This window comes from Nostoc sphaeroides (genome assembly GCF_003443655.1).
GTDB lineage: Bacteria > Cyanobacteriota > Cyanobacteriia > Cyanobacteriales > Nostocaceae > Nostoc > Nostoc sphaeroides.
In genome coordinates, this window is sequence record NZ_CP031941.1 from 4,533,244 (window position 1) to 4,551,722 (window position 18,479).

The window sequence follows — 18,479 nt, forward strand, 5'->3', positions numbered from 1 at the left end:
TTTTAATGAATGTACTTTAATATGCCTGCAAGAGATATTTATCATGATGCTGTTAAGAATGCCTTAATTCAAGAAGGCTGGATAATTACAGATGACCCTCTACATTTAAAGTGGGGTCAAAAAGATATGTATGTAGATTTAGGAGCCAAGCAACTCTTAGCCGCAGAACAAGGAACTAAAAAAATAGCTGTAGAAATCAAAAGTTTTGTAAGTCCCTCAGAAATGGCAGACCTCAAAAATGCCATTGGAGGATTTATCATGTATCGTGCTGTTATCCATCGTCTGGAACCAAAAAGAACATTATATTTGGCAGTGCGCGACAGCGTATTTACAGCTTTATTTGAGGAACCAATTGGTACACTTTTAATAGAAACTGAGAATCTAAAATTAGTCGTTTTTAATCCAGAAACTGAGAGGATTATCCAATGGATACCTTAGATAATTATCGACGCATGATTAAAGAGGTATTAGTACCCTACACGCAAATTCCTTATTCCCATGCAGCTATTGAATGTAAAGCAGTCTTTGATAGTGAGAATGACACCTATTTACTAATAACTCTAGGCTGGGATGGTGTCAAGCGTATTCACGGTTGCTTAGTTCATCTTGACATTATTGATGGCAAAATCTGGGTACAACGAGATGACACAGAAGATGGAGTGACCTACGAATTAGTAACAGCAGGTATTCCTAAAGAGAAAATTGTTTTAGGATTTCACCCGCAAAATGTCAGGAAACATACGGGATATGCAGTTTCATGAGTTTTAAAATATACTAGAGACTTTCTCATATCTTCACTTCTAAGGGCAAAATTACGGTGAAGGTAGAACCAACTCCCACCTCAGAGACTAGCTTAATTTCACCTTCGAGTAGTTTTACTAACCGCGAAACGATCGCTAACCCCAATCCTGTACTATCAGGGAGATAGGGGCGATCGCTAAAACTGACGCGAAAGTAAGGTTCAAATATCTGGGCTTGGTTTTCTGGGGCAATGCCAATTCCAGTGTCAGAAACTGCGATCGCCCATTTCTGATTATCCAACACCTGGCACATTATAATAATAGTCCCCGACTCTGTATAGCGAATCGCATTACTAATAAGATTTGTGACAATTTGTTGGCATTGAAAAGGATCTGTGATTATCTCTTTGGGAGCGCCTTCGCCTTTGGCGTTGGCAAAGCCATCGCAATCTACTACAACTTTTAAATTTTTCCCAGCAGCTATAGGTTCCAGCATTTCACAGACATTATTAATTAATTCCCGCACATCGGTGGGGGCTAGGTGGAGTTTTATCTGCCCTGCGTCATACCGCGAAAGTTCTAATACATCGTTGATCAGGTGGAGTAATTGTCTACCATTGCGTAGTACCCGCTCAATATGTTCGAGATTGGCTGAGGTGTCTTTTCTCTCAGTTTTTCGTCGTTGTTGGCGTAAAAACAGATCCGAGTAACCAATAATGGAAGTTAGAGGATGTTTCAATTCGTGGGCTAGTTGCGAAAGATACTCTTGATTGGCGCTCATTAAGCGCGTAAGTTCTTCATTATGGAGTGTTAGTGATGACTGCAACTGCTGTAATTCTCGCAACCGCTCCTCAACATAACTCTTGAAACAGCGAGCGATCGCTTCGTCTATAATAGCGTCAATCAAACGCATGGAACGAATTATCTCTTCAGGTGTTCCCCTCAATAAATCTGCTTGTAGAGCATCAAATATTACTGTTCGCAGCAGATGATATTCTCTGGCAATTTCTGCCGGATCAAAGCCTTGTTCCGCTCGAATAGCTCCATGCTGGAAACTGGCAATAACCATTGACTGAATATCATTATCTTGAGATTTTGAAAGCACTGTCACCATTGCTTTCAAAACATCAGGGATGTGATCCTTTACTGCTGTATAAGATAGATCATCAGCACTTTCAATCCGTCTATCCTTGCGAACTGCTAGAATCCATTTATCGAGGATGGTGTCCGTTTTTTCAGCCAGTACTTGACTAAAATCCATTATGTTAAATTCAGCTAGGAGATAGATGAGTAAACTTCCATATCCAATTAGTTTAGCGAGTGCAGGCAGTTTATACCAAATTTAACAATTTATTTCACCTACCAAAAGGAATAGATTATACGTGTTCTTTTGTTTGCTGATTAACTATCCGTCTAAAAAATTTTCACAGCATATTCTATTTTCTATTAAAAAATATTAATCAAGCACGTAAAATTCTTGATGCTTGGCTGGACATTGCAAAGCTTTTCTGTGCAAGGACTTCACCCACAACACAACTAAAACACTAAGTTTAATTTATTACTAAAAGCCAAAAAATAATACTGAATTAGGGTATTAAAATAAACAGCATTTCTCAGATTATAGATGGCTTTTACTGAGCATCGATGTTATATTATGCATAATGGGAACTCCAAAAAATAAATTATTCCACATTAAAGTCGTTGACTGTTGACTGTTGACTGAAAACTCGTGAACCGTCAACGGTCAACAGTCAACAATAGCAATGGAATATTTTTTTACTTGGAAGTCCCTAATTTAGTATCCATATAGAGTAAGTCAGCCTAATTCAGCGTGTCACAGTGCATAACGCTGGAGCGGAGGAACCAAATTGTGGGGCGTATCTTATAGAAAGTGAGGAGTTGAGAGTGAGGAGTTAGAAATTACTAATATTTAACTCATAACTGATAACTCATAACTCATAACTCATAACTTTCTTATGAAGGGCATCTCTCAGCCCTAGCCCGTCAGCTAACTTCGTAGGCATTGAGAGGAGACTGAAGAGACGGCATTTTTATAATGTTCTGATCTCATCGGTGTCCAAGGCTGGTACTGCTCGGATCCTTTGTACCTGCACTTAAATCTGTTGAGGTCATAAATGATATTTCAACTAAATTTGGCTGCGATCGCAGCGATCGCAACACAAGCTGCGTGGAAAAAAACAAAACCTGTGATCCTCAGAGATGTCTTCATTCTACCTGTATTGGGGTTCTTGGGAATAATTGTGTTGTGGTGGATTGTTGCACTTGCCAATAATGAATTGATGCCCACCCCGCCAGAAGCGTTAATCGCTAATCTAGACTACATCTTAAATCCCTTCTACCAGCGAGGCCCTGGCAACTTGGGAATTGGTTGGTTGTTAATAGCAAGTTTGCGCCGGGTATTACTAGGCTTTTCGTTAGGTGCGATAGTAGCAATTCCTCTGGGGTTTCTAATTGGCATGTCAAGACCGGCAATGCTAGCACTCAATCCGATCATTCAAATTTTTAAACCCGTATCCCCCCTAGCTTGGCTACCCATCGCCTTAGCAATTTTTAATTTAGCAGAACCTTCCGCCATTTTTGTCATCTTTATTACCTCCTTATGGCCGACAATTATTAATACGGCTTTAGGAGTTTCTAGCGTTCCCAAAGATTACTTAGATGTGGCACGAGTCCTAGAAATGCCCCGTTGGCGACGGATTACAAAAATAATTTGGCCTGCAAGTTTGCCGTATATTTTTACAGGTTTACGAATTAGTTTAGGCATAGCTTGGCTGGTAATCGTCGCCGTGGAAATGCTCACAGGTGGTATTGGTATCGGCTTTTTTGTCTGGGATGAATGGAGTCGCTTAAACCTGAGTTCAGTCTTTTTAGCTGTGTTCATAATTGGTGTAACTGGGTTAATCTTAGATTACGCCGTGGGCAAAATCCAAGAATTAGTAACCCATCGCCCTAAAACTTCCAACTAACAAAATTAGGCTGCTATCAAAACAGCAAGATTTAATAAGACTCTGCACCTGAAGCGTGAGCATTTAATCACCAATGGAGCTACAAAAATGGGTGATATTAACTGGACTCGACGAGATATTATCAAGGGAATAGGAGCAACAACGGCGGGAATGGCGCTGTCCTCCTGTGGGATTTCAGGAGATAGATCAGCTAAAGGACTAACAGAAGAAGCCTTAGCTGTGCAACCAGTAGTTAGATCCCAAGACCTAGAAAAATCCGATCTTACCGTTGGTTACGTTCCTGTTAATGATTGTGCGCCATTTGCGATCGCCTGGAAAAAAGGCTTCTTCCGCAAATATGGTTTGAACGTCACACTCAACCGCGAAGCCAGTTGGGCCACCTCCCGCGACGGTTTAATTTTTGGTCGCCTGGATGCTTCACCCATAGTATCTGGTGCTGTTACCAACGCCAGAATTGGTGCTGAAGGCGCACGCCAGGCCCCCTTGTGTGCAGCCATGACCATACACCGCCACGGTAACGCCATGACAATGAACAAAGCCATGTGGGATTTTGGGCTACGTCCGTGGTACGAGTATCAAGAAAAATATGGCGATGGCGCTTTAGAAGCCTTTGGGCGCGATTTCCGAGGCTACTTTGACAAGCAACCACCAGAAAACAGAGTTTGGGCAGTAGTATTAAGTTCCGCCATTTACGAATACTTTATCCGTTACTTATCCGCCGCCGCAGGTGTTGATCCGCTTAAAGAGTTTCGCGTCATTATCGTTCCGCCTCCCCAAATGCTGACAAATGTGCGAATTGGGGCAATGCAAGCTTACATGGTTGCAGAACCCTGGAATACACGGGCAATAACAGGTAATGAAAACATCGGCTTTACCTTCGCACAAGGTAAAGAAGTCTGGTTGGGACACCCAGATCGACTTTTGGGGGTGATGGAATCTTTCATTGACCAATATCCCAACACCTATCGTTCCCTAGTCAAGGCGATGATTGAAGCTTGCCAATATTGCAGCAAAGCAGAAAACCGCCAAGAAGTAGCCGAACTCATAACACACCGTTCCTTTACAGGTGCTATACCTAAAAAGAAAAATGCCCCAATTGCGAAATTTACAAGTCCGGGAATTCTCGGAAATTACAACTATGGCGGCTTTGACGGCAAAGATCGCACCATCAAAGCTGCTGACACCACGATTTTCTTCGATATTCCTGACAACCTTCCCAAACAGCCAGGAGAACATTCCACATTCTTATGGAGATCGAGAAGTATCTGGTTGATGACACAAGCCGCGCGGTGGGGACAAATTAAAGAATTTCCCAAAAATGCCGAGAAGCTAGCGGAACTTGGCTGGAGAACAGATTTATATCGGGAGATAGCATCTGAAATGGGCATTCAGTGTCCCAAGGATGATTACAAAGTCGAACCACCAGAAGTATTTATAGATAAGAAAGGCTTCGACCCCAGCGATCCGGTGGGCTATCTAAATAGTTTTGCCATCAGGGCTAATGCTCCCACTAACTTTTTCATGTCTTAAGCTGTGTGCATTTAATTCGCACAGCTAGGGCGGGCAAGATGCTCACCCCACAAGAGATTTATTTTTGGGAGGCTGCAAAAAAAATTAGCTGAAATCCCAAGTTTAAATATTGACTGATGACTAAATTATTTCTGGAGCATTTTGATGATGGAATATACTTCATTACCTATTAATACCCAGACCAAAGTTATGCCCCGCCGTGGCTTTTTAGAAATTGAAAATTTAGTCAAGTCTTATCCGACACCTGATAAAGATAACTTTGTTGTTTTAGATGGAGTTAATCTTACGATTGGTGAAGATGAATATATTTCTGTAATTGGTCACTCAGGTTGTGGAAAATCAACCCTACTAAAGATAGTAGCTGGTTTAGAAAAAGCCACTTCCGGCTCAGTAAGGCTAGATGGAAAAGAAATTCGTCAGCCAGGAGCCGAACGGATGATGGTATTTCAGAACTATTCACTGTTACCTTGGTTAACAGTACGAGAAAATATCCGGTTAGCTGTGGATGAAGTGTTAAAAAATGCTAATCGTGCCGAGAAAATTAGCATTGTAAATCAACACTTGGCAATGGTAAACTTGACGGCGGCGGCTGACAAATATCCTGATGAAATCTCTGGAGGTATGAAACAACGAGTAGGTATTGCCAGAGCTTTAGCAATTCGTCCGAAAATGTTGCTGATGGATGAACCTTTTGGGGCGCTAGATGCACTAACTCGTGGCAAATTACAACGGCAGGTATTGGATATTTGGGAAAATAATCGTCAAGCAGTGATGATGATTACCCACGATGTAGACGAAGCAATTTATATGTCCGATCGCATCGTCTTGATGACCAATGGCCCATCTGCTAGTATAGGAGAGATATTAGAAGTTCCTTTTGAACATCCACGCGATCGCGCTGCCATGCGAAACTCAAAAGAATATTTTGAACTTCGCAACCACGCTCTGAATTTCCTCGATCGATATTTTGCCCAAGACGAGTAAATTAGATTATCATTTTTTTTAGTGGGTAGCCTAATTCAAATTCATGAAAGCTGAATTTGGAACGGAGGAACCAATGTTTGGGGCTAATCTTACGAGAGACACCTTCCAGTCTTAGCCCGTCAGCTAACTCCGTAGGCAATGGAGGGAACCCCCAAGACTTTGGCTGTAATACAGTTATTATTGGGGTTTCCTTGATTGATTTAAGATTTTAAATTTTGGTTATCGTCACTCAATCTAAAGTCCAAAATCGTTCGACTGAGCGACTTGCATTGAGCGAAGTCGAAAGGAGCCGAAGTCCAAAATCTCAAATTGGTCGCCCTGCTTCTCATTGTTAATTCATTTCATTGGGAGAAGTAAAGCTGTGCAAATTAAGCCAATGTTAGCACGTCTGCAAAGTGCCACAGGCCGAGATGACTTAATTGAACAAATGGTACTGCTGCCAGAACCAAAAAAACCTTTTTCTCAAAAACCTCAAACAGCAAAATCAGTTAATTTAATTGTTGCATACAACGCATCTCCTAACAGTCATACGGCGCTAGATATTGCCTTTTGGATTGCCCATCAAACGCGTTTAGCCACCAATGCAGAAGTCACCGTTCAAGCCGTTTATGTACTGGAAGACAATTCAAAAAGCCAGTATCCAAATGTCTTGAGCTTACCAATACAACAGCCGACATTTGAGTACCAAATCAGTGAAATATCAAAGTCTGCCACACAGGTATTAACTCAACCCCAATTGCAGACAGTGGTAACTCCCCTGCAACAAGCAGATATAATTCTCTGGCAAGCCCGAAGTCTGGCTGAAGAATGGCAAGGTTGCTTCAAATCTCATTTACGATTTGGCTGCATTTCTACAGAACTTAACAAAGTTGTTGAATCAGAAGCTGCCGATATTCTGTTTCTCGGTTGCAATTCTGTCAATCATCCGATGATTGAGGCTCTAGGTTGTAATTTCCCCTGCGCTGTTTTGGGTATTCCCAGTTGTATTGATGAATAATCACAAGAAAATCGCGGAACGTGTGGAAGCGACTTGGCTTTGAAACAGTGAACAGTCAACAGTTATCAGTTATCAGTTAAATTGACATCAATGGGCACTGCCGTGCCCTTACGGGTGTACCTCACGTAAACGAGAACCGCTATAAGCACATACTTTAACAACCTCTAAGAGCTTGCGAGAAGGGGTTCTTTTTTTTATGGGTAATTTGGCGGACATAATCCAATACGGTTCAGTTAAGGATTTTTGGTACTAATTTTAGACCTGTAGAGACGCGAAATTTCGCGTCTTTACCAAGGTTTTTGGGCTTAACTGAACTGTATTGGGACATAATCTTCAATGAAGGTAATATTTTACCTTCCGACCGAACAAGCGCCGGGAAATAGCTAATCTAATCGGCGCATTTATTGATTAGGTGTGTCAAGGCATCAATCAGGCGATCGCTTTCCATTGGTATAATGTCCTCTCCATGCATCACATTTTGAGTAATATGAAAATGCACCAATGCTCCTATGAGAATTCTTGCTGTTGCCTCTGGGTCAGGTATCTTTAATTCAGGAGCCGTTAAGTACTGAGTCAGAGTTTCCGTTACTGGCTTAATCATCGCCCGAACACAAATTTGAGCTAACTCAGGAAAACGCCCAGATTCCCCAATTAAAACTCGCATAAATGCACTATGTTCTTTGTCATTAAGCATCTGCTCTAATGCTTTGGTTGCTACCTGGTGCAGTATAGCTACTGGTTCTCCCTCAATAGGTTCTGTGCCAAAAATGGAGTTGTTCTTTTTGCTTGCCAGTTGCTCTAACAGTACTTTAAAAAGTCCTTCTTTATCTTGAAAGTGGCTGTAGACTGTCGCTTTAGAAACACCTGCTGCTACTGCTACCCGATCCATGCTTGTACCAGCATAGCCATGTTGAAGGAATTCTTGCATTGCCCCTTGCAGAATTTGCTCCACTTTATCAACGGAATTGTCTCGATCGACTTCGCCAGCTTTGATGCGTACCATTTATTAATCATCCTTTCTTATAAACAATATTAATAGATGCTGCAAAATGCCCCACTACAAAATGGCGAAAATAAATATACCCTTCATTGAAGGGGGCAGGAGGCAAAACAGTGCTGAGTTAGGAGTTAGGAGTTTGGAGTTTGGAGTTATTCTTCCCTCTGCCCACTCCCCACTCAGCACGGGCTAAACCATAGCTATCCGCTAACGGAAAAAAGGAACTCAGCACTCTTGAGGGGCAGGGGGCACGAATAGTATTCTGCTGCATAATGCCTTTGCAAATTGATTGACAAGTTTAGTTGTATCATATTGACTAAACTAGTCCGTTTAGTTTAGCATAAGTTGAACTGGACAGTTTAGTACAAGTTGCTACTGGTGGTAAGGGGAAAATAGTATGGAGCAAAACAGGAATTCAGAGAGTTTAAGGTCTTCTCAGAATCTTGTGCGATCGCCTGTTCTACTTGCAATAATTACAGCCCTAGCAATAGGCGGAATCAGTGTTTATGCGGTGATGAAGTTCCAGGCAACAGCTAATGAGAAACAAAAACCCCCAGTAGCAGTTCAGCCTGTGGTAAAAACAGTCACAGCATTAGGGCGGTTGGAACCAAAGGGAGAGGTAATAAAACTGTCAGCGCCTTCTTCAACTGGTGAAGGAAATCGGGTAGAGCAACTATTGGTGAAAGAAAGCGATCGCGTTAAAGCTGGGCAAGTAATTGCGATTATGGACAACCGCGATCGCTTACAAGCTAGTTTGGCTGAAGCACAAAAACAAGTTCAAGTTGCCAAATCTCGCCTTAACCAGGTAAAAGCTGGAGCCAAACAGGGAGAAATTGGAGCGCGTCAAGCTACCGTGAATCGTCTGCAAGTAGAACTAGAAGGAAATATTAAAACTCAACAAGCCACAATTAATCGTATAGAAGCAGAACTCCTTGGGCAACAACGGAGCTTGCAAGCAACAGTGGCTCGCGTCGCAGCCGAGAGACGTAATGCCGAAGCTGACGTGCAGCGCTACGAGACTTTATATAAAGCAGGAGCAATTTCTAGCCAAGAAGTTGATAGCAGACGCTTAAACGCCGAAACTTCCACTCAAGCGTTAATTGAAAGTCAAGCCACTCAGACAAGAACTATAGCTACCTTACAACAGCAACTTAACGAAGCAAAAGCCAACCAGAATCAAACCCTCGCCAGCTTGCAACAGCAGATTAAAGAAGCAAAAGCTAACTTGAATCAAACTGCTGAAGTCCGTCCAACAGATATAGCAAACGCACAAGCAGAGGTAGACAGCGCTCAAGCCACGGCGGATAAAATTAGAGTACAACTAGCGCAGGCTTATGTTGTGGCTCCTAAAGCTGGTCGAATTTTGGAGATTAATACACGAGCCGGAGAAACTGTTGGCAATGAAGGAATTGTGGCTCTAGGTCAAACCGACCAGATGTATGCAGTAGTAGAAGTATACCAAAGTGATATCAAAAAAGTGCGTCCGGGACAGGATGTGCGGGTAAGTAGTGATTCCCTACGCACTGAATTAGAGGGAAGAGTGGATTGGATTGGTATGCAGGTAAAACGGCAAAATCTAATCAACACTGATCCCTCTAGTAATATTGATGCCAGAGTAGTGGAAGTCCATGTGCAACTGAATAAACTATCTAGCCAAAATGCTTCGAGCTTAACTAATTTGCAAGTTAAGGCAGTAATTCAAATTTAAGGGGAATGGGGAATGGGGAGTGGGGAGTGGGGAGTGGGGAGTGAGGAATTGGGCATTGGTTATTAATTCTTGTCCCTCACTTCCTCATCTCCCCCTGCTCCCTCATCTCCCCCATCTCCCCCATCTCCCCCATCTCCCCACTCCCCACTCCCTCTTATGAAATTAATCGAACAAGTGCGGCGGCGAACGCCTTTAGGATGGTTGCAACTAAGTCATGAAAAAGGTCGTCTTTTGGTAGCATTGTCAGGCATTGCCTTTGCCGATGTTTTGATGTTCATGCAGCTAGGGTTTCAGAATGCCCTGTTTGAAAGTAACACAATCCTACATCGCAGTATGCAGGCTGATATGTTTGTCATCAGTCCCCAAGCACGCAACCTAGCAAATATGTCTAGCTTTACGCGGCGACGGCTGTATCAAGCAATGGATATACCAGGTGTAAAGTCGGCAGAAGGAATGTATATCAACATTGTTGATTGGAAAAATCCCCAAACACATCAGAAGACGACAATATTAGTTATGGGGTTCAATCCCGATCAGCAAGTGTTTAACTTAGCGGATGTGAATCGCCAGATAGATGCTATTAAGCTACCAGATACCGTTTTGTTCGATCGCGCCTCTAGAGGAGATTATAATGATGCGATCGCCCAAATTGACCAAGGTAAAACTGTCACAACCGAAATAGAACGCCGAACAATTACCATTAGCGGCTTATTTTCAGTCGGGGCTTCCTTCATCGCCGATGGTACTTTAATCACCAACGACCAGAATTTTCTGCGACTATTTCCCAGACGAGAAGCTAGCGGTGTCAGTCTAGGTTTAATACAACTACAACCAGGCTACGACCCAAAGCAAATGAAAACAACTTTAGAAGCTTATTTAGATGATGATGTTAAAGTTTTAACCAAAGCAGAATTTATCGAATTTGAAATAAATTACTGGAAAACAAATACGGCTATCGGCTTTATCTTCAGCCTGGGTGTAGCAATGGGGTTTATGGTGGGCGTGATTATCGTTTATCAAGTTCTTTCTACAGATGTGAATTCCCATATAAAAGAATACGCCACTTTCAAAGCAATGGGGTATAACAATCTCTACTTATTAGGCGTGGTGTTTGAAGAGGCGATAATTTTGGCAGTTTTAGGCTTTATACCAGGAGCGATCGCACCTTTAGGGCTTTATCATTTAACTCGTAATGCTACCAATTTACCACTTTATATGACCGTAGGGCGGGCATTGACGGTATTAACTCTGACTATGATTATGTGCATAATTTCTGGTGCGATCGCCACCCGTAAATTACAGTCCGCCGACCCCGCAGATATGTTTTAAATTTGTCATTTGTCATTTGTCATTTGTCATTTGTTACTCAAAAGGACTAATGACCAAGGACAAATGACAATCATCACGAATAATCGAGCTATTTATGACTAGCAAACCCGTCATCTCTGTTAAAAATCTCGACCACTATTTTGGTCATGGTCAACTTCGCAAGCAAGTTCTTTTTGATATCAACCTGGATATTAACGCGGGCGAAATTATTATTATGACTGGGCCTTCTGGTTCTGGTAAAACTACACTTCTTACCTTAGTCGGCGGCTTACGTTCTGCCCAATCTGGCAGCTTGCAAATATTGGAACAGGAACTGTGTGGCGCTAGCAAAGGACAACTTACCCAAGCGCGACGCAGTAACGGTTATATTTTCCAAGCGCACAACTTGCACGGTAGCCTGACAGTACTCCAGAACGTCAGAATGGGCTTGGAAGTGCATAATAATATTTCGCCGGCAGAAATGAAAACCCGGTCAGCCCAGATGTTAGAGGAGGTAGGATTAGGGCATCGCCTGAATTATTATCCTGATGATTTATCTGGGGGGCAAAAACAAAGAGTTGCGATCGCTCGTGCGTTGGTCGGTCGTCCTAAAATAGTCTTAGCGGATGAACCCACCGCCGCCCTTGACAGTAAATCGGGACGAGATGTGGTCAACCTCATGCAAACCCTAGCTAAAGAACAGCATTGTACTATTCTTTTGGTTACTCATGACAATCGCATTCTAGATATTGCCGATCGCATCGTCTACATGGAAGATGGCAAGTTAGTAAATGATGGTGCTGTTGTCGCAGCCGGTTAGATTGGTTGTTTTTTATTAAGACTTTACGCAGAAGAGATCCCCCAACCCCCGATAAATTGGGAGGTTAGCGTTAATTTGACACCAATGAGCAATCCAGTTTTATACCAATTCACGAAAATCCTGATACATATAGATTTCTCGTAAAGGCATGGCAAAGACGATACGTGTCAACTTAAGGTGAAAACCAGCTTAGAAGCAGCTTTTAGCAGATTATCTCGTTCCCAGTCTCCGACTGGGAATGCCTATTAGGAGGCAATACTGCTCGGTTAAGGAATTTCTTGGTTGAGGCAAGCTGTTCAATAGCTGGGGGAGAAATGGAGGCTGGCGTTGAGTTTTTGCCTCCCCTGCCTCCCCTGCTTCCCCTGCCTCCCCTGCTTATCCGAGCAGTATTGTATTAGGAGGCTCCGCCTCCCTTACTGGCGGCAGAGCCACCACGAGATGCATTTTCAGCCGGAGGCTGGAAACGAGAATTTTAAAGGAGTTTGGGCTTAAGTTGACACCAATGGGCATTGCGCCTTGCCCCAAAAGAGCGTATTTGTATCATTATTAAAGTGAAATGGTATTACAGCGTGGTCTATTTACTTGAAAATTGGTGTAACTACTTTGCTCAAAAAATCGTCTCTGTAATTTCACTAATGCCAATGTAGCGACTCATCTGCTAGAGATTTGAAAGGTTTACTGTTATATAATCAATGCTTGCCAGAGTTTGGAGTGCATCAATTGTGGGCATCGATGCCGTCAAAGTCGGCGTAGAAGTCGATGTGTCAGGGGGATTACCGGGAATTGTTGTCTTGGGACTGCCAGATTCAGCGATTCAAGAATCACGAGAAAGAGTCAAAGCAACGCTGAAGAATGCAGGTTTCGCCTTTCCCATGCGAAAAATTGTAATTAATTTGACTCCGGCAGATTTACGGAAAGAAGGCCCCTGTTTCGATTTGCCTATTAGTGTGGGAATTTTGGCGGCTTCTGAGCAACTTAGCGCTGATTTGTTGGGAGATTATCTATTCTTGGGCGAAGTTTCTCTGGATGGCAGTTTGCGTCCGGTGGCTGGTGTTTTGCCGATCGCAGCAGCAGCCCAAAAAATGGGAATTGCAGGTTTAGTTATCCCTGCTGATAATGCCCAAGAAGCGGCGGTGGTTCAAGAGTTGGCTGTTTACGGTTGCAAACATCTGTCTGATGTGGTGGATTTTTTAAATAATCCAGGGCGTTACAAACCTGTGCAAATTGATCGTACAACGGAGATAGCAACAGTATCTTACCCTGGCGCAGATTTGCATGACGTGAAAGGACAAGCTCATGCGCGTCGTGCTTTAGAAATTGCGGCGGCTGGTGGGCATAATCTAATTTTTGTCGGCCCGCCTGGTAGTGGGAAAACCATGTTAGCACGGCGCTTACCAGGTATTTTACCGCCCCTAAGTTTTGCGGAATCTTTAGAAGTGACTCGCATCCATTCGGTAGCTGGTTTATTGAAAAATCGCGGTTCGTTGGTACGCGATCGCCCTTTTCGCAGTCCCCACCACTCAGCATCCGGGCCTTCTCTCGTTGGTGGTGGTAGCTTCCCTCGTCCTGGAGAAATTTCATTATCTCACCGCGGTGTACTTTTTTTGGATGAGTTGACAGAATTTAAACGAGATGTTTTAGAATTTTTGCGCCAGCCTTTGGAAGATGGCTATGTGACAATTTCCCGTACCAAACTATCAGTAATGTTTCCCGCACAGTTTACTTTGGTGGCGAGTACCAATCCCTGTCCATGCGGTTACTATGGCGATACCATCCAACAATGTACTTGTTCTCCCCGTCAACGTGAGCAATATTGGGCAAAACTTTCTGGGCCATTGATGGATCGAATTGATTTACAAGTTGCGGTGAATCGGTTGAAACCAGAAGAAATTACTCAACAACCTACCGGAGAAGCATCAATAACAGTGCTACAACGAGTGCAACAAGCAAGCGATCGCGCCATTACCCGTTTCCAAGGAGAAGCAAATCTGCGTTGCAATGCCCACATGCAAAGTCGTCATCTCCAGAAATGGTGCAAGCTAGATGATGCTAGCCGCAATTTATTAGAAATAGCAATTAGAAAATTAGGTTTATCAGCAAGAGCAAGCGATCGCATTCTCAAAGTAGCACGGACTATTGCAGATTTAGCGGCAGAAGATGAGCTAAAAACCAATCATGTAGCGGAAGCAATTCAGTACCGCACAATCGATAGAATGCAGTAGTAATAGCTATCTATTTTCAGGTAAATAGACCAGGCTTTAAGGGCACAGCATTGCTCATTGGTGTCAACTTAACGTAAAAGTCATGTCCTGCAAGTAACTGAAGTTCCTTGCTAATAGCGAAAGTCTTCTTTTGATGACTAAATATACATCCAAAAATCGGCGTTGCTGAATTGAAGTATGAATCTGGATGTAGAGACGTAGCATTGCTACGTCTCTACAAGGGTTTTGGTATTATGCAAAATCCTAAATCATACATGGAATCAGCAACGCCCAAAAATCTTTAGTCTACTTCAGTAGACTTTAGCTATGAGCCTCTGAAATTTATTTCTGGGCGGGCGTGGAAGCCAACAGATAAGCGAGCTAAAGTCAATATTTTGCTGGAAACTAGAGAATATGGTTGCGCGATCGCATCTATTTTATAACTTCCACAGTATGTGTTGAAGCCAACAGTTAAAAGTAGGTTAAGTAGGAAAAGTAGGATATTTTCTATAAAGCATTAAATAAACTTTCATTTAAGTTCATTTTTGAAAGATTCAGTGTACTATTTTTGAAAAAGTTAATTTTTTCTTAACCTGTAAAAAATGATTTCAGTGTAATCTGTAGTAATCAGTAAGCTTTAACCATTAATCCTTTTAGAAAAGGATAATTCTTTGCTGAATCAAAATCAGAAAACCTTATTTTGGAGTGTAGGATGAAAGGTTTTATCACACGTAAAATTGCCCTTGTAGTTGCTATAGTCACTGCAAGTCTTGGCTTGAGTGCTAACAAAATTTCAGCTGACGTTGGGATCATCAAAATAGGTGATATCCTTCAAATCAATGTTACAGGCAAATGGTCTCCTTTAAGATTCATTGGCTTAACCTCAAATAATACTCTTGTAAATATAGATCCGAGTGGATTTGCTTTCACAGTTAAAGTCAAAGGAATTGACGGCAACTTACAAGGTATTGACTTCCGTCCAGCAAACGGTCTGCTTTATGGTGTTACAGATACTGACAACATATACACGATCAACCCTAGAACTGGTCGGGCTACGTTTGTGAGCAAACTATCTAGCAGCTTTAATGGAGGATTTCAGTCAGGGTTTGACTTCAATCCCGTACCAGACCGCTTACGGACAGTAGGTAGCAATGACCAAAATTTTCGTACCAATGTAGATACTGGTGCAGTCACTGTCGATAAAACCCTAGCCTATGCTACTGATGACGTTAACGCCACAGTTGACCCCAACATTACTGGTGTCGCTTACACAAATTCAGTTGCTGGAGCCACGACAACTCAACTTTTTGGCATTGATTACGATCTTGATGTGTTAGTACTGCAAAACCCACCCAATGATGGCACTCTCAGAACAATCGGCAAGCTTGGTGTTAACTTTGCGCCGATAAGTGGGTTCGACATCCTTACAGATGCACAAGGCAAAAATACTGCCTATGCACTGTCTGGTTCAGTTCTTTACACTATTAACCTATCTACTGGCACTGCAACTAAAATCGCCGATGTACCTAAAGGTAACTTCATTGGTTTAGCCGTTACATCTAAGTAGGCATCCCCAAGCTCGACTTGATTTATTGGTTAAAAGCGTAAACGCGTATGCTCTGCTCTTGATTGTTAAGATATTCAATCGAGAGCAGAGCAGACGCTTCAGAAAATCTTACGAACTTCTGATAAACACATCACGAACTATGCTTGAAAAGTTCGTGATTTGTGTTTTCCACGCTAAAAGAAGATTCGCTCTTTTTCAGAGAGAAAATTTAGAAATTGCTCGTCGCCTAAACATTATTGAAGTTAGGGAAGTAGTGATTATAATTGTCACTGTCCAGAAACAACTTAGTGGACGATTGTAAGTTATTTGACGAGCGATTCCTAATGATTTGATTTCGGCTTAGAGGCTATTTATAAAGAAATCTAAAGAGAAATAGTTGGGTTGAAGATAAAGTATAGGATACAGATAAACAGTATATGTACTGACTTGAATCCATAAATAGGTTTGTGGGTTCATTGTGTAAGACTAATCCAACTGAAAATAAAATACAGGAGCGAAAGTTTATGTCAGCGAATCTTAAAACGCGAGCAGCTTTGGCAGCAGGCATAATGCTAGGTGGTATGACGATGTTATCGGCGGATGTAGCCCTTTCACAATCTGCAACTCCAGGCAACATTACAGGGCGGTGGAGTACAATAGCAAACACCAGATCTGGCACTCTTAACATTACACAATCTGCAAACGGTACTATTTCCGGCACTATCTTTGAAAATCCCTTGCAAGGGTACTATACTCCTTCCTCGCGCCGTATAGTATTTGTACGCATTGCTAATGGAATTCCATTTCAGTTTTATTCAGGATGGATCTCAATTAACGGTTTAGGGCTAGGGGGACAATTCAACGTTTGGAACATATCAGATGGCGCAGCTGGGGGAGTTGATTACAACTTTAGTGCCACTAAGGTTTCTGACTTTCCAAAGTAGGCAGAAGGTTTCAGTGAATTCGTAGCGCACCTGCTCTATTTAACTCGGCAGTTGAGCCTTTTAACTCGACAGTTGAGCCTCTGAACTCGGCACTTGAGCCTCTGAACTCGGCAGTTGAGCCTCTGAACTCGGCACTTGAGCCTCTGAACTCGGCACTTGAGCCTTTTAACTCGGCAGTTGAGCCTTTGAACTAGGCAGTTGAGCCTTTGAACTCGGAAGTTGAGCCTCTGAACTCGGCACTTGAGCCTCTAAACTGGAAATATCACCCAATACGTTTCGGTTAGTGATATTTTGCCCAATAGATCCCCCCAGCCTGCCTTAAAAAGGGGGACTTTGATTCCGGTTCCCCCCTTTTTAAGCTACAGTGTACACACAAGTCTTGCCGCAGCCATATCTTTATTAATAAATCTGGCACTGCGTTTCTATCCCGCCTCGGAATGAATTCCGAGTCTCATAGCTAAAGTCCACTCAAGTGGACTAAATGATTAATTCAGTCCACTTGAGTGGACTTCAGCTATCAGCCCTGAACTTCAGTTCTGGGCGGGATGTTGGTAAGTGTGACAGTTTCACTCTGACAAAAATGTGGGTAGAGAATTTTTCAACTTGTGTGTACACCCTAGCCCTTTTTAAGGGGGGTTAGGGGGGATCTTTATACAGCTTGATACTTTTCAAACAACCTCTAAGACGCAGAAGAAATCAACTCACCAATACGCTTGAGAATTTGCAAAACGGCGTACAATTCTCTCGCAGATGCAAACGGAGCAAACACCCTTGACAAATCGTACTGTGGTGTATTTGTTTGTGTCACTTTAACAAATAAAATATCGTCTCCATTCGTCAACATCCCAAATACAGGTTTACTGGGGTTGGGGTTAGCCATCATATAAGCTAAGGCTTGCGGTACAGCCGCCCAAACTGACAGCGTGGTTTTTTTCGACTCCAACACCATCACCCACAACTGATTTTGTAAAACTAAAACATCAATCCGCCCGCGCAGTATTTCCTCGCCATCATCCAGCACTAATTCCACAGATGATTCAGCCTTAATTCTGAAAGGAGGATCGTAAAATCCAGAGAGTGCAAGTATTGGTGACACCAACAATAATAGGACTGTCCCTTCTAGTAAATCACCTCCGCCACGGTGATAAAGATACCTGCGCCGCACGACATCCACAGAGGCTTTTTCTACTTCTGTAATTTCAGACAATCCCTCATACCACTCTGGGAAAAATTTCTCGTCTTCAACACGGACAAAACCGAATCGATTTTCTGCATCCTGAAGAGTGGTAATCGCTTCCGTAATTGCTGCTGTTCGTGTCATTGCTTTTAGGTAACAGTTGTTTTCCTACATTATCAACATCAGTGCATCTTTCTTATCGCCAATTGGCGCTATGGCATTCTCATATCACTATAAAATTCGGGAGCATCCCAATACTGCTCGGTTAAGGAATTTCTTGGTTGAGGCAAGCTGTTCAATAGCTGGGGGAGAAATGGAGGCTGGCGTTGAGTTTTTGCCTCCCCTGCCTCCCCTGCTTCCCCTGCCTCCCCTGCTTATCCGAGCAGTATTGGGGAGCATCCCAATTTTGCACAAAGGTGTAAGTCAAAAGCGAATGAAGCGATAGCGTAATGAAGCAATCGCAAGATATGGGATTGCTTCACTCCACTACGTTGCGCTCGCAATGACAATTCATAATGTGGGTTTGATATAACTTACACA

Annotated in this window: 18 protein-coding genes and 2 riboswitches; of the genes, 13 read left to right on the forward strand and 5 right to left on the reverse strand. The window is 42.7% G+C overall.

The window, feature by feature from the left end:
• The first annotated feature begins 21 nt into the window (after nucleotides 1-21).
• Both D1367_RS20190 and D1367_RS20195 read left to right on the forward strand, forming a co-directional pair.
• Nucleotides 22-438, forward strand: coding sequence for a XisH family protein (locus D1367_RS20190; RefSeq protein ID WP_118171597.1), 417 nt, complete (start codon nucleotides 22-24; stop codon nucleotides 436-438).
• Nucleotides 426-761: a XisI protein gene (locus D1367_RS20195; protein ID WP_118167954.1), complete on the forward strand. Its 336-nt coding sequence runs from the start codon at nucleotides 426-428 to the stop codon at nucleotides 759-761. The genes D1367_RS20190 and D1367_RS20195 overlap by 13 nt, the downstream gene beginning before the upstream one ends.
• A gap of 25 nt (nucleotides 762-786) precedes the next feature.
• Here the strand turns inward: D1367_RS20195 and D1367_RS20200 are convergent, their stop codons facing one another.
• Both D1367_RS20200 and D1367_RS32870 read right to left on the reverse strand, forming a co-directional pair.
• Complete coding sequence (locus tag D1367_RS20200) at nucleotides 787-2,001, reverse strand: sensor histidine kinase (protein ID WP_118167955.1); 1,215 nt, start codon at nucleotides 1,999-2,001, stop codon at nucleotides 787-789.
• 357 nt (nucleotides 2,002-2,358) lie between these two features.
• Complete coding sequence (locus tag D1367_RS32870; RefSeq protein ID WP_267255639.1) at nucleotides 2,359-2,481, reverse strand: hypothetical protein; 123 nt, start codon at nucleotides 2,479-2,481, stop codon at nucleotides 2,359-2,361.
• A gap of 67 nt (nucleotides 2,482-2,548) precedes the next feature.
• Nucleotides 2,549-2,778, forward strand: a riboswitch (cyclic di-AMP (ydaO/yuaA leader).
• A 97-nt stretch (nucleotides 2,779-2,875) separates the two neighbouring features.
• On the opposite strand from D1367_RS32870, the gene ntrB reads away from it, so the two are divergent.
• The 4 genes from ntrB to D1367_RS20220 all read left to right on the forward strand — a co-directional run bounded on the left by ntrB (nucleotide 2,876) and on the right by D1367_RS20220 (nucleotide 7,238).
• Nucleotides 2,876-3,727, forward strand: coding sequence for a nitrate ABC transporter permease (gene ntrB / locus D1367_RS20205; RefSeq protein WP_181984899.1), 852 nt, complete (start codon nucleotides 2,876-2,878; stop codon nucleotides 3,725-3,727).
• Nucleotides 3,728-3,814: 87 nt separating this feature from the next.
• The gene (locus D1367_RS20210) at nucleotides 3,815-5,257 is read left to right on the forward strand and encodes an ABC transporter substrate-binding protein (RefSeq protein WP_118167956.1); all 1,443 of its coding nucleotides are present in this window, start codon (nucleotides 3,815-3,817) and stop codon (nucleotides 5,255-5,257) included.
• 147 nt (nucleotides 5,258-5,404) lie between these two features.
• Complete coding sequence (locus D1367_RS20215) at nucleotides 5,405-6,241, forward strand: ABC transporter ATP-binding protein (RefSeq protein ID WP_118167957.1); 837 nt, start codon at nucleotides 5,405-5,407, stop codon at nucleotides 6,239-6,241.
• Between the two features lie 38 nt (nucleotides 6,242-6,279).
• Nucleotides 6,280-6,394: riboswitch (cyclic di-AMP (ydaO/yuaA leader) on the forward strand.
• 223 nt (nucleotides 6,395-6,617) lie between these two features.
• A complete protein-coding gene (locus tag D1367_RS20220; protein ID WP_118167958.1) occupies nucleotides 6,618-7,238 on the forward strand; it encodes a universal stress protein in 621 nt (206 codons plus the stop codon).
• A 388-nt stretch (nucleotides 7,239-7,626) separates the two neighbouring features.
• Here D1367_RS20220 and D1367_RS20225 read toward each other — a convergent pair whose 3' ends face one another.
• Nucleotides 7,627-8,241, reverse strand: coding sequence for a TetR/AcrR family transcriptional regulator (locus tag D1367_RS20225; protein WP_118167959.1), 615 nt, complete (start codon nucleotides 8,239-8,241; stop codon nucleotides 7,627-7,629).
• Nucleotides 8,242-8,359: 118 nt separating this feature from the next.
• Nucleotides 8,360-8,506: a hypothetical protein gene (locus D1367_RS31035; protein ID WP_181984900.1), complete on the reverse strand. Its 147-nt coding sequence runs from the start codon at nucleotides 8,504-8,506 to the stop codon at nucleotides 8,360-8,362.
• A 126-nt stretch (nucleotides 8,507-8,632) separates the two neighbouring features.
• Here D1367_RS31035 and D1367_RS20230 point away from each other — a divergent pair, with 126 nt between their 5' ends.
• From D1367_RS20230 to D1367_RS20255, 7 genes are all read left to right on the forward strand, one after another.
• Nucleotides 8,633-9,943 carry an HlyD family efflux transporter periplasmic adaptor subunit gene (locus D1367_RS20230; RefSeq protein ID WP_118167960.1) on the forward strand — a complete coding sequence of 437 codons (1,311 nt, stop codon included), beginning with the start codon at nucleotides 8,633-8,635 and terminating at the stop codon, nucleotides 9,941-9,943.
• Between the two features lie 156 nt (nucleotides 9,944-10,099).
• The gene (gene devC, locus D1367_RS20235) at nucleotides 10,100-11,272 is read left to right on the forward strand and encodes an ABC transporter permease DevC (RefSeq protein ID WP_118167961.1); all 1,173 of its coding nucleotides are present in this window, start codon (nucleotides 10,100-10,102) and stop codon (nucleotides 11,270-11,272) included.
• 94 nt (nucleotides 11,273-11,366) lie between these two features.
• A complete protein-coding gene (locus D1367_RS20240; RefSeq protein ID WP_118167962.1) occupies nucleotides 11,367-12,071 on the forward strand; it encodes a DevA family ABC transporter ATP-binding protein in 705 nt (234 codons plus the stop codon).
• Between the two features lie 692 nt (nucleotides 12,072-12,763).
• Nucleotides 12,764-14,293, forward strand: a complete 1,530-nt coding sequence (locus D1367_RS20245; protein WP_118167963.1) for a YifB family Mg chelatase-like AAA ATPase — start codon at nucleotides 12,764-12,766, stop codon at nucleotides 14,291-14,293.
• Nucleotides 14,294-14,984: 691 nt separating this feature from the next.
• Nucleotides 14,985-15,839 (forward strand): DUF4394 domain-containing protein, encoded by an 855-nt coding sequence (locus tag D1367_RS20250; RefSeq protein ID WP_118167964.1) that lies wholly within the window; start codon nucleotides 14,985-14,987, stop codon nucleotides 15,837-15,839.
• A 139-nt stretch (nucleotides 15,840-15,978) separates the two neighbouring features.
• A complete protein-coding gene (locus tag D1367_RS31040) occupies nucleotides 15,979-16,140 on the forward strand; it encodes a hypothetical protein (RefSeq protein WP_181984901.1) in 162 nt (53 codons plus the stop codon).
• Between the two features lie 202 nt (nucleotides 16,141-16,342).
• Nucleotides 16,343-16,762 (forward strand): hypothetical protein, encoded by a 420-nt coding sequence (locus D1367_RS20255; protein WP_118167965.1) that lies wholly within the window; start codon nucleotides 16,343-16,345, stop codon nucleotides 16,760-16,762.
• A 679-nt stretch (nucleotides 16,763-17,441) separates the two neighbouring features.
• Here D1367_RS20255 and D1367_RS20260 read toward each other — a convergent pair.
• Complete coding sequence (locus tag D1367_RS20260; protein ID WP_118167966.1) at nucleotides 17,442-18,083, reverse strand: type I restriction endonuclease; 642 nt, start codon at nucleotides 18,081-18,083, stop codon at nucleotides 17,442-17,444.
• Between the last annotated feature and the right edge of the window lie 396 nt (nucleotides 18,084-18,479).

What these genes read in the sequence shown, in the direction of transcription:
- D1367_RS20190 (WP_118171597.1), top strand. Translation starts at nt 22, where the DNA reads ATGCCTGCAAGAGATATTTATCATGATGCTGTTAAGAATGCCTTAATT.
- D1367_RS20195 (WP_118167954.1), top strand. Translation starts at nt 426, where the DNA reads ATGGATACCTTAGATAATTATCGACGCATGATTAAAGAGGTATTAGTA.
- D1367_RS20200 (WP_118167955.1), bottom strand. Translation starts at nt 2,001, where the DNA reads ATGGATTTTAGTCAAGTACTGGCTGAAAAAACGGACACCATCCTCGAT.
- ntrB (WP_181984899.1), top strand. Translation starts at nt 2,876, where the DNA reads ATGATATTTCAACTAAATTTGGCTGCGATCGCAGCGATCGCAACACAA.
- D1367_RS20210 (WP_118167956.1), top strand. Translation starts at nt 3,815, where the DNA reads ATGGGTGATATTAACTGGACTCGACGAGATATTATCAAGGGAATAGGA.
- D1367_RS20215 (WP_118167957.1), top strand. Translation starts at nt 5,405, where the DNA reads ATGGAATATACTTCATTACCTATTAATACCCAGACCAAAGTTATGCCC.
- D1367_RS20220 (WP_118167958.1), top strand. Translation starts at nt 6,618, where the DNA reads ATGTTAGCACGTCTGCAAAGTGCCACAGGCCGAGATGACTTAATTGAA.
- D1367_RS20225 (WP_118167959.1), bottom strand. Translation starts at nt 8,241, where the DNA reads ATGGTACGCATCAAAGCTGGCGAAGTCGATCGAGACAATTCCGTTGAT.
- D1367_RS31035 (WP_181984900.1), bottom strand. Translation starts at nt 8,506, where the DNA reads ATGCAGCAGAATACTATTCGTGCCCCCTGCCCCTCAAGAGTGCTGAGT.
- D1367_RS20230 (WP_118167960.1), top strand. Translation starts at nt 8,633, where the DNA reads ATGGAGCAAAACAGGAATTCAGAGAGTTTAAGGTCTTCTCAGAATCTT.
- devC (WP_118167961.1), top strand. Translation starts at nt 10,100, where the DNA reads ATGAAATTAATCGAACAAGTGCGGCGGCGAACGCCTTTAGGATGGTTG.
- D1367_RS20240 (WP_118167962.1), top strand. Translation starts at nt 11,367, where the DNA reads ATGACTAGCAAACCCGTCATCTCTGTTAAAAATCTCGACCACTATTTT.
- D1367_RS20245 (WP_118167963.1), top strand. Translation starts at nt 12,764, where the DNA reads ATGCTTGCCAGAGTTTGGAGTGCATCAATTGTGGGCATCGATGCCGTC.
- D1367_RS20250 (WP_118167964.1), top strand. Translation starts at nt 14,985, where the DNA reads ATGAAAGGTTTTATCACACGTAAAATTGCCCTTGTAGTTGCTATAGTC.
- D1367_RS31040 (WP_181984901.1), top strand. Translation starts at nt 15,979, where the DNA reads ATGCTTGAAAAGTTCGTGATTTGTGTTTTCCACGCTAAAAGAAGATTC.
- D1367_RS20255 (WP_118167965.1), top strand. Translation starts at nt 16,343, where the DNA reads ATGTCAGCGAATCTTAAAACGCGAGCAGCTTTGGCAGCAGGCATAATG.
- D1367_RS20260 (WP_118167966.1), bottom strand. Translation starts at nt 18,083, where the DNA reads ATGACACGAACAGCAGCAATTACGGAAGCGATTACCACTCTTCAGGAT.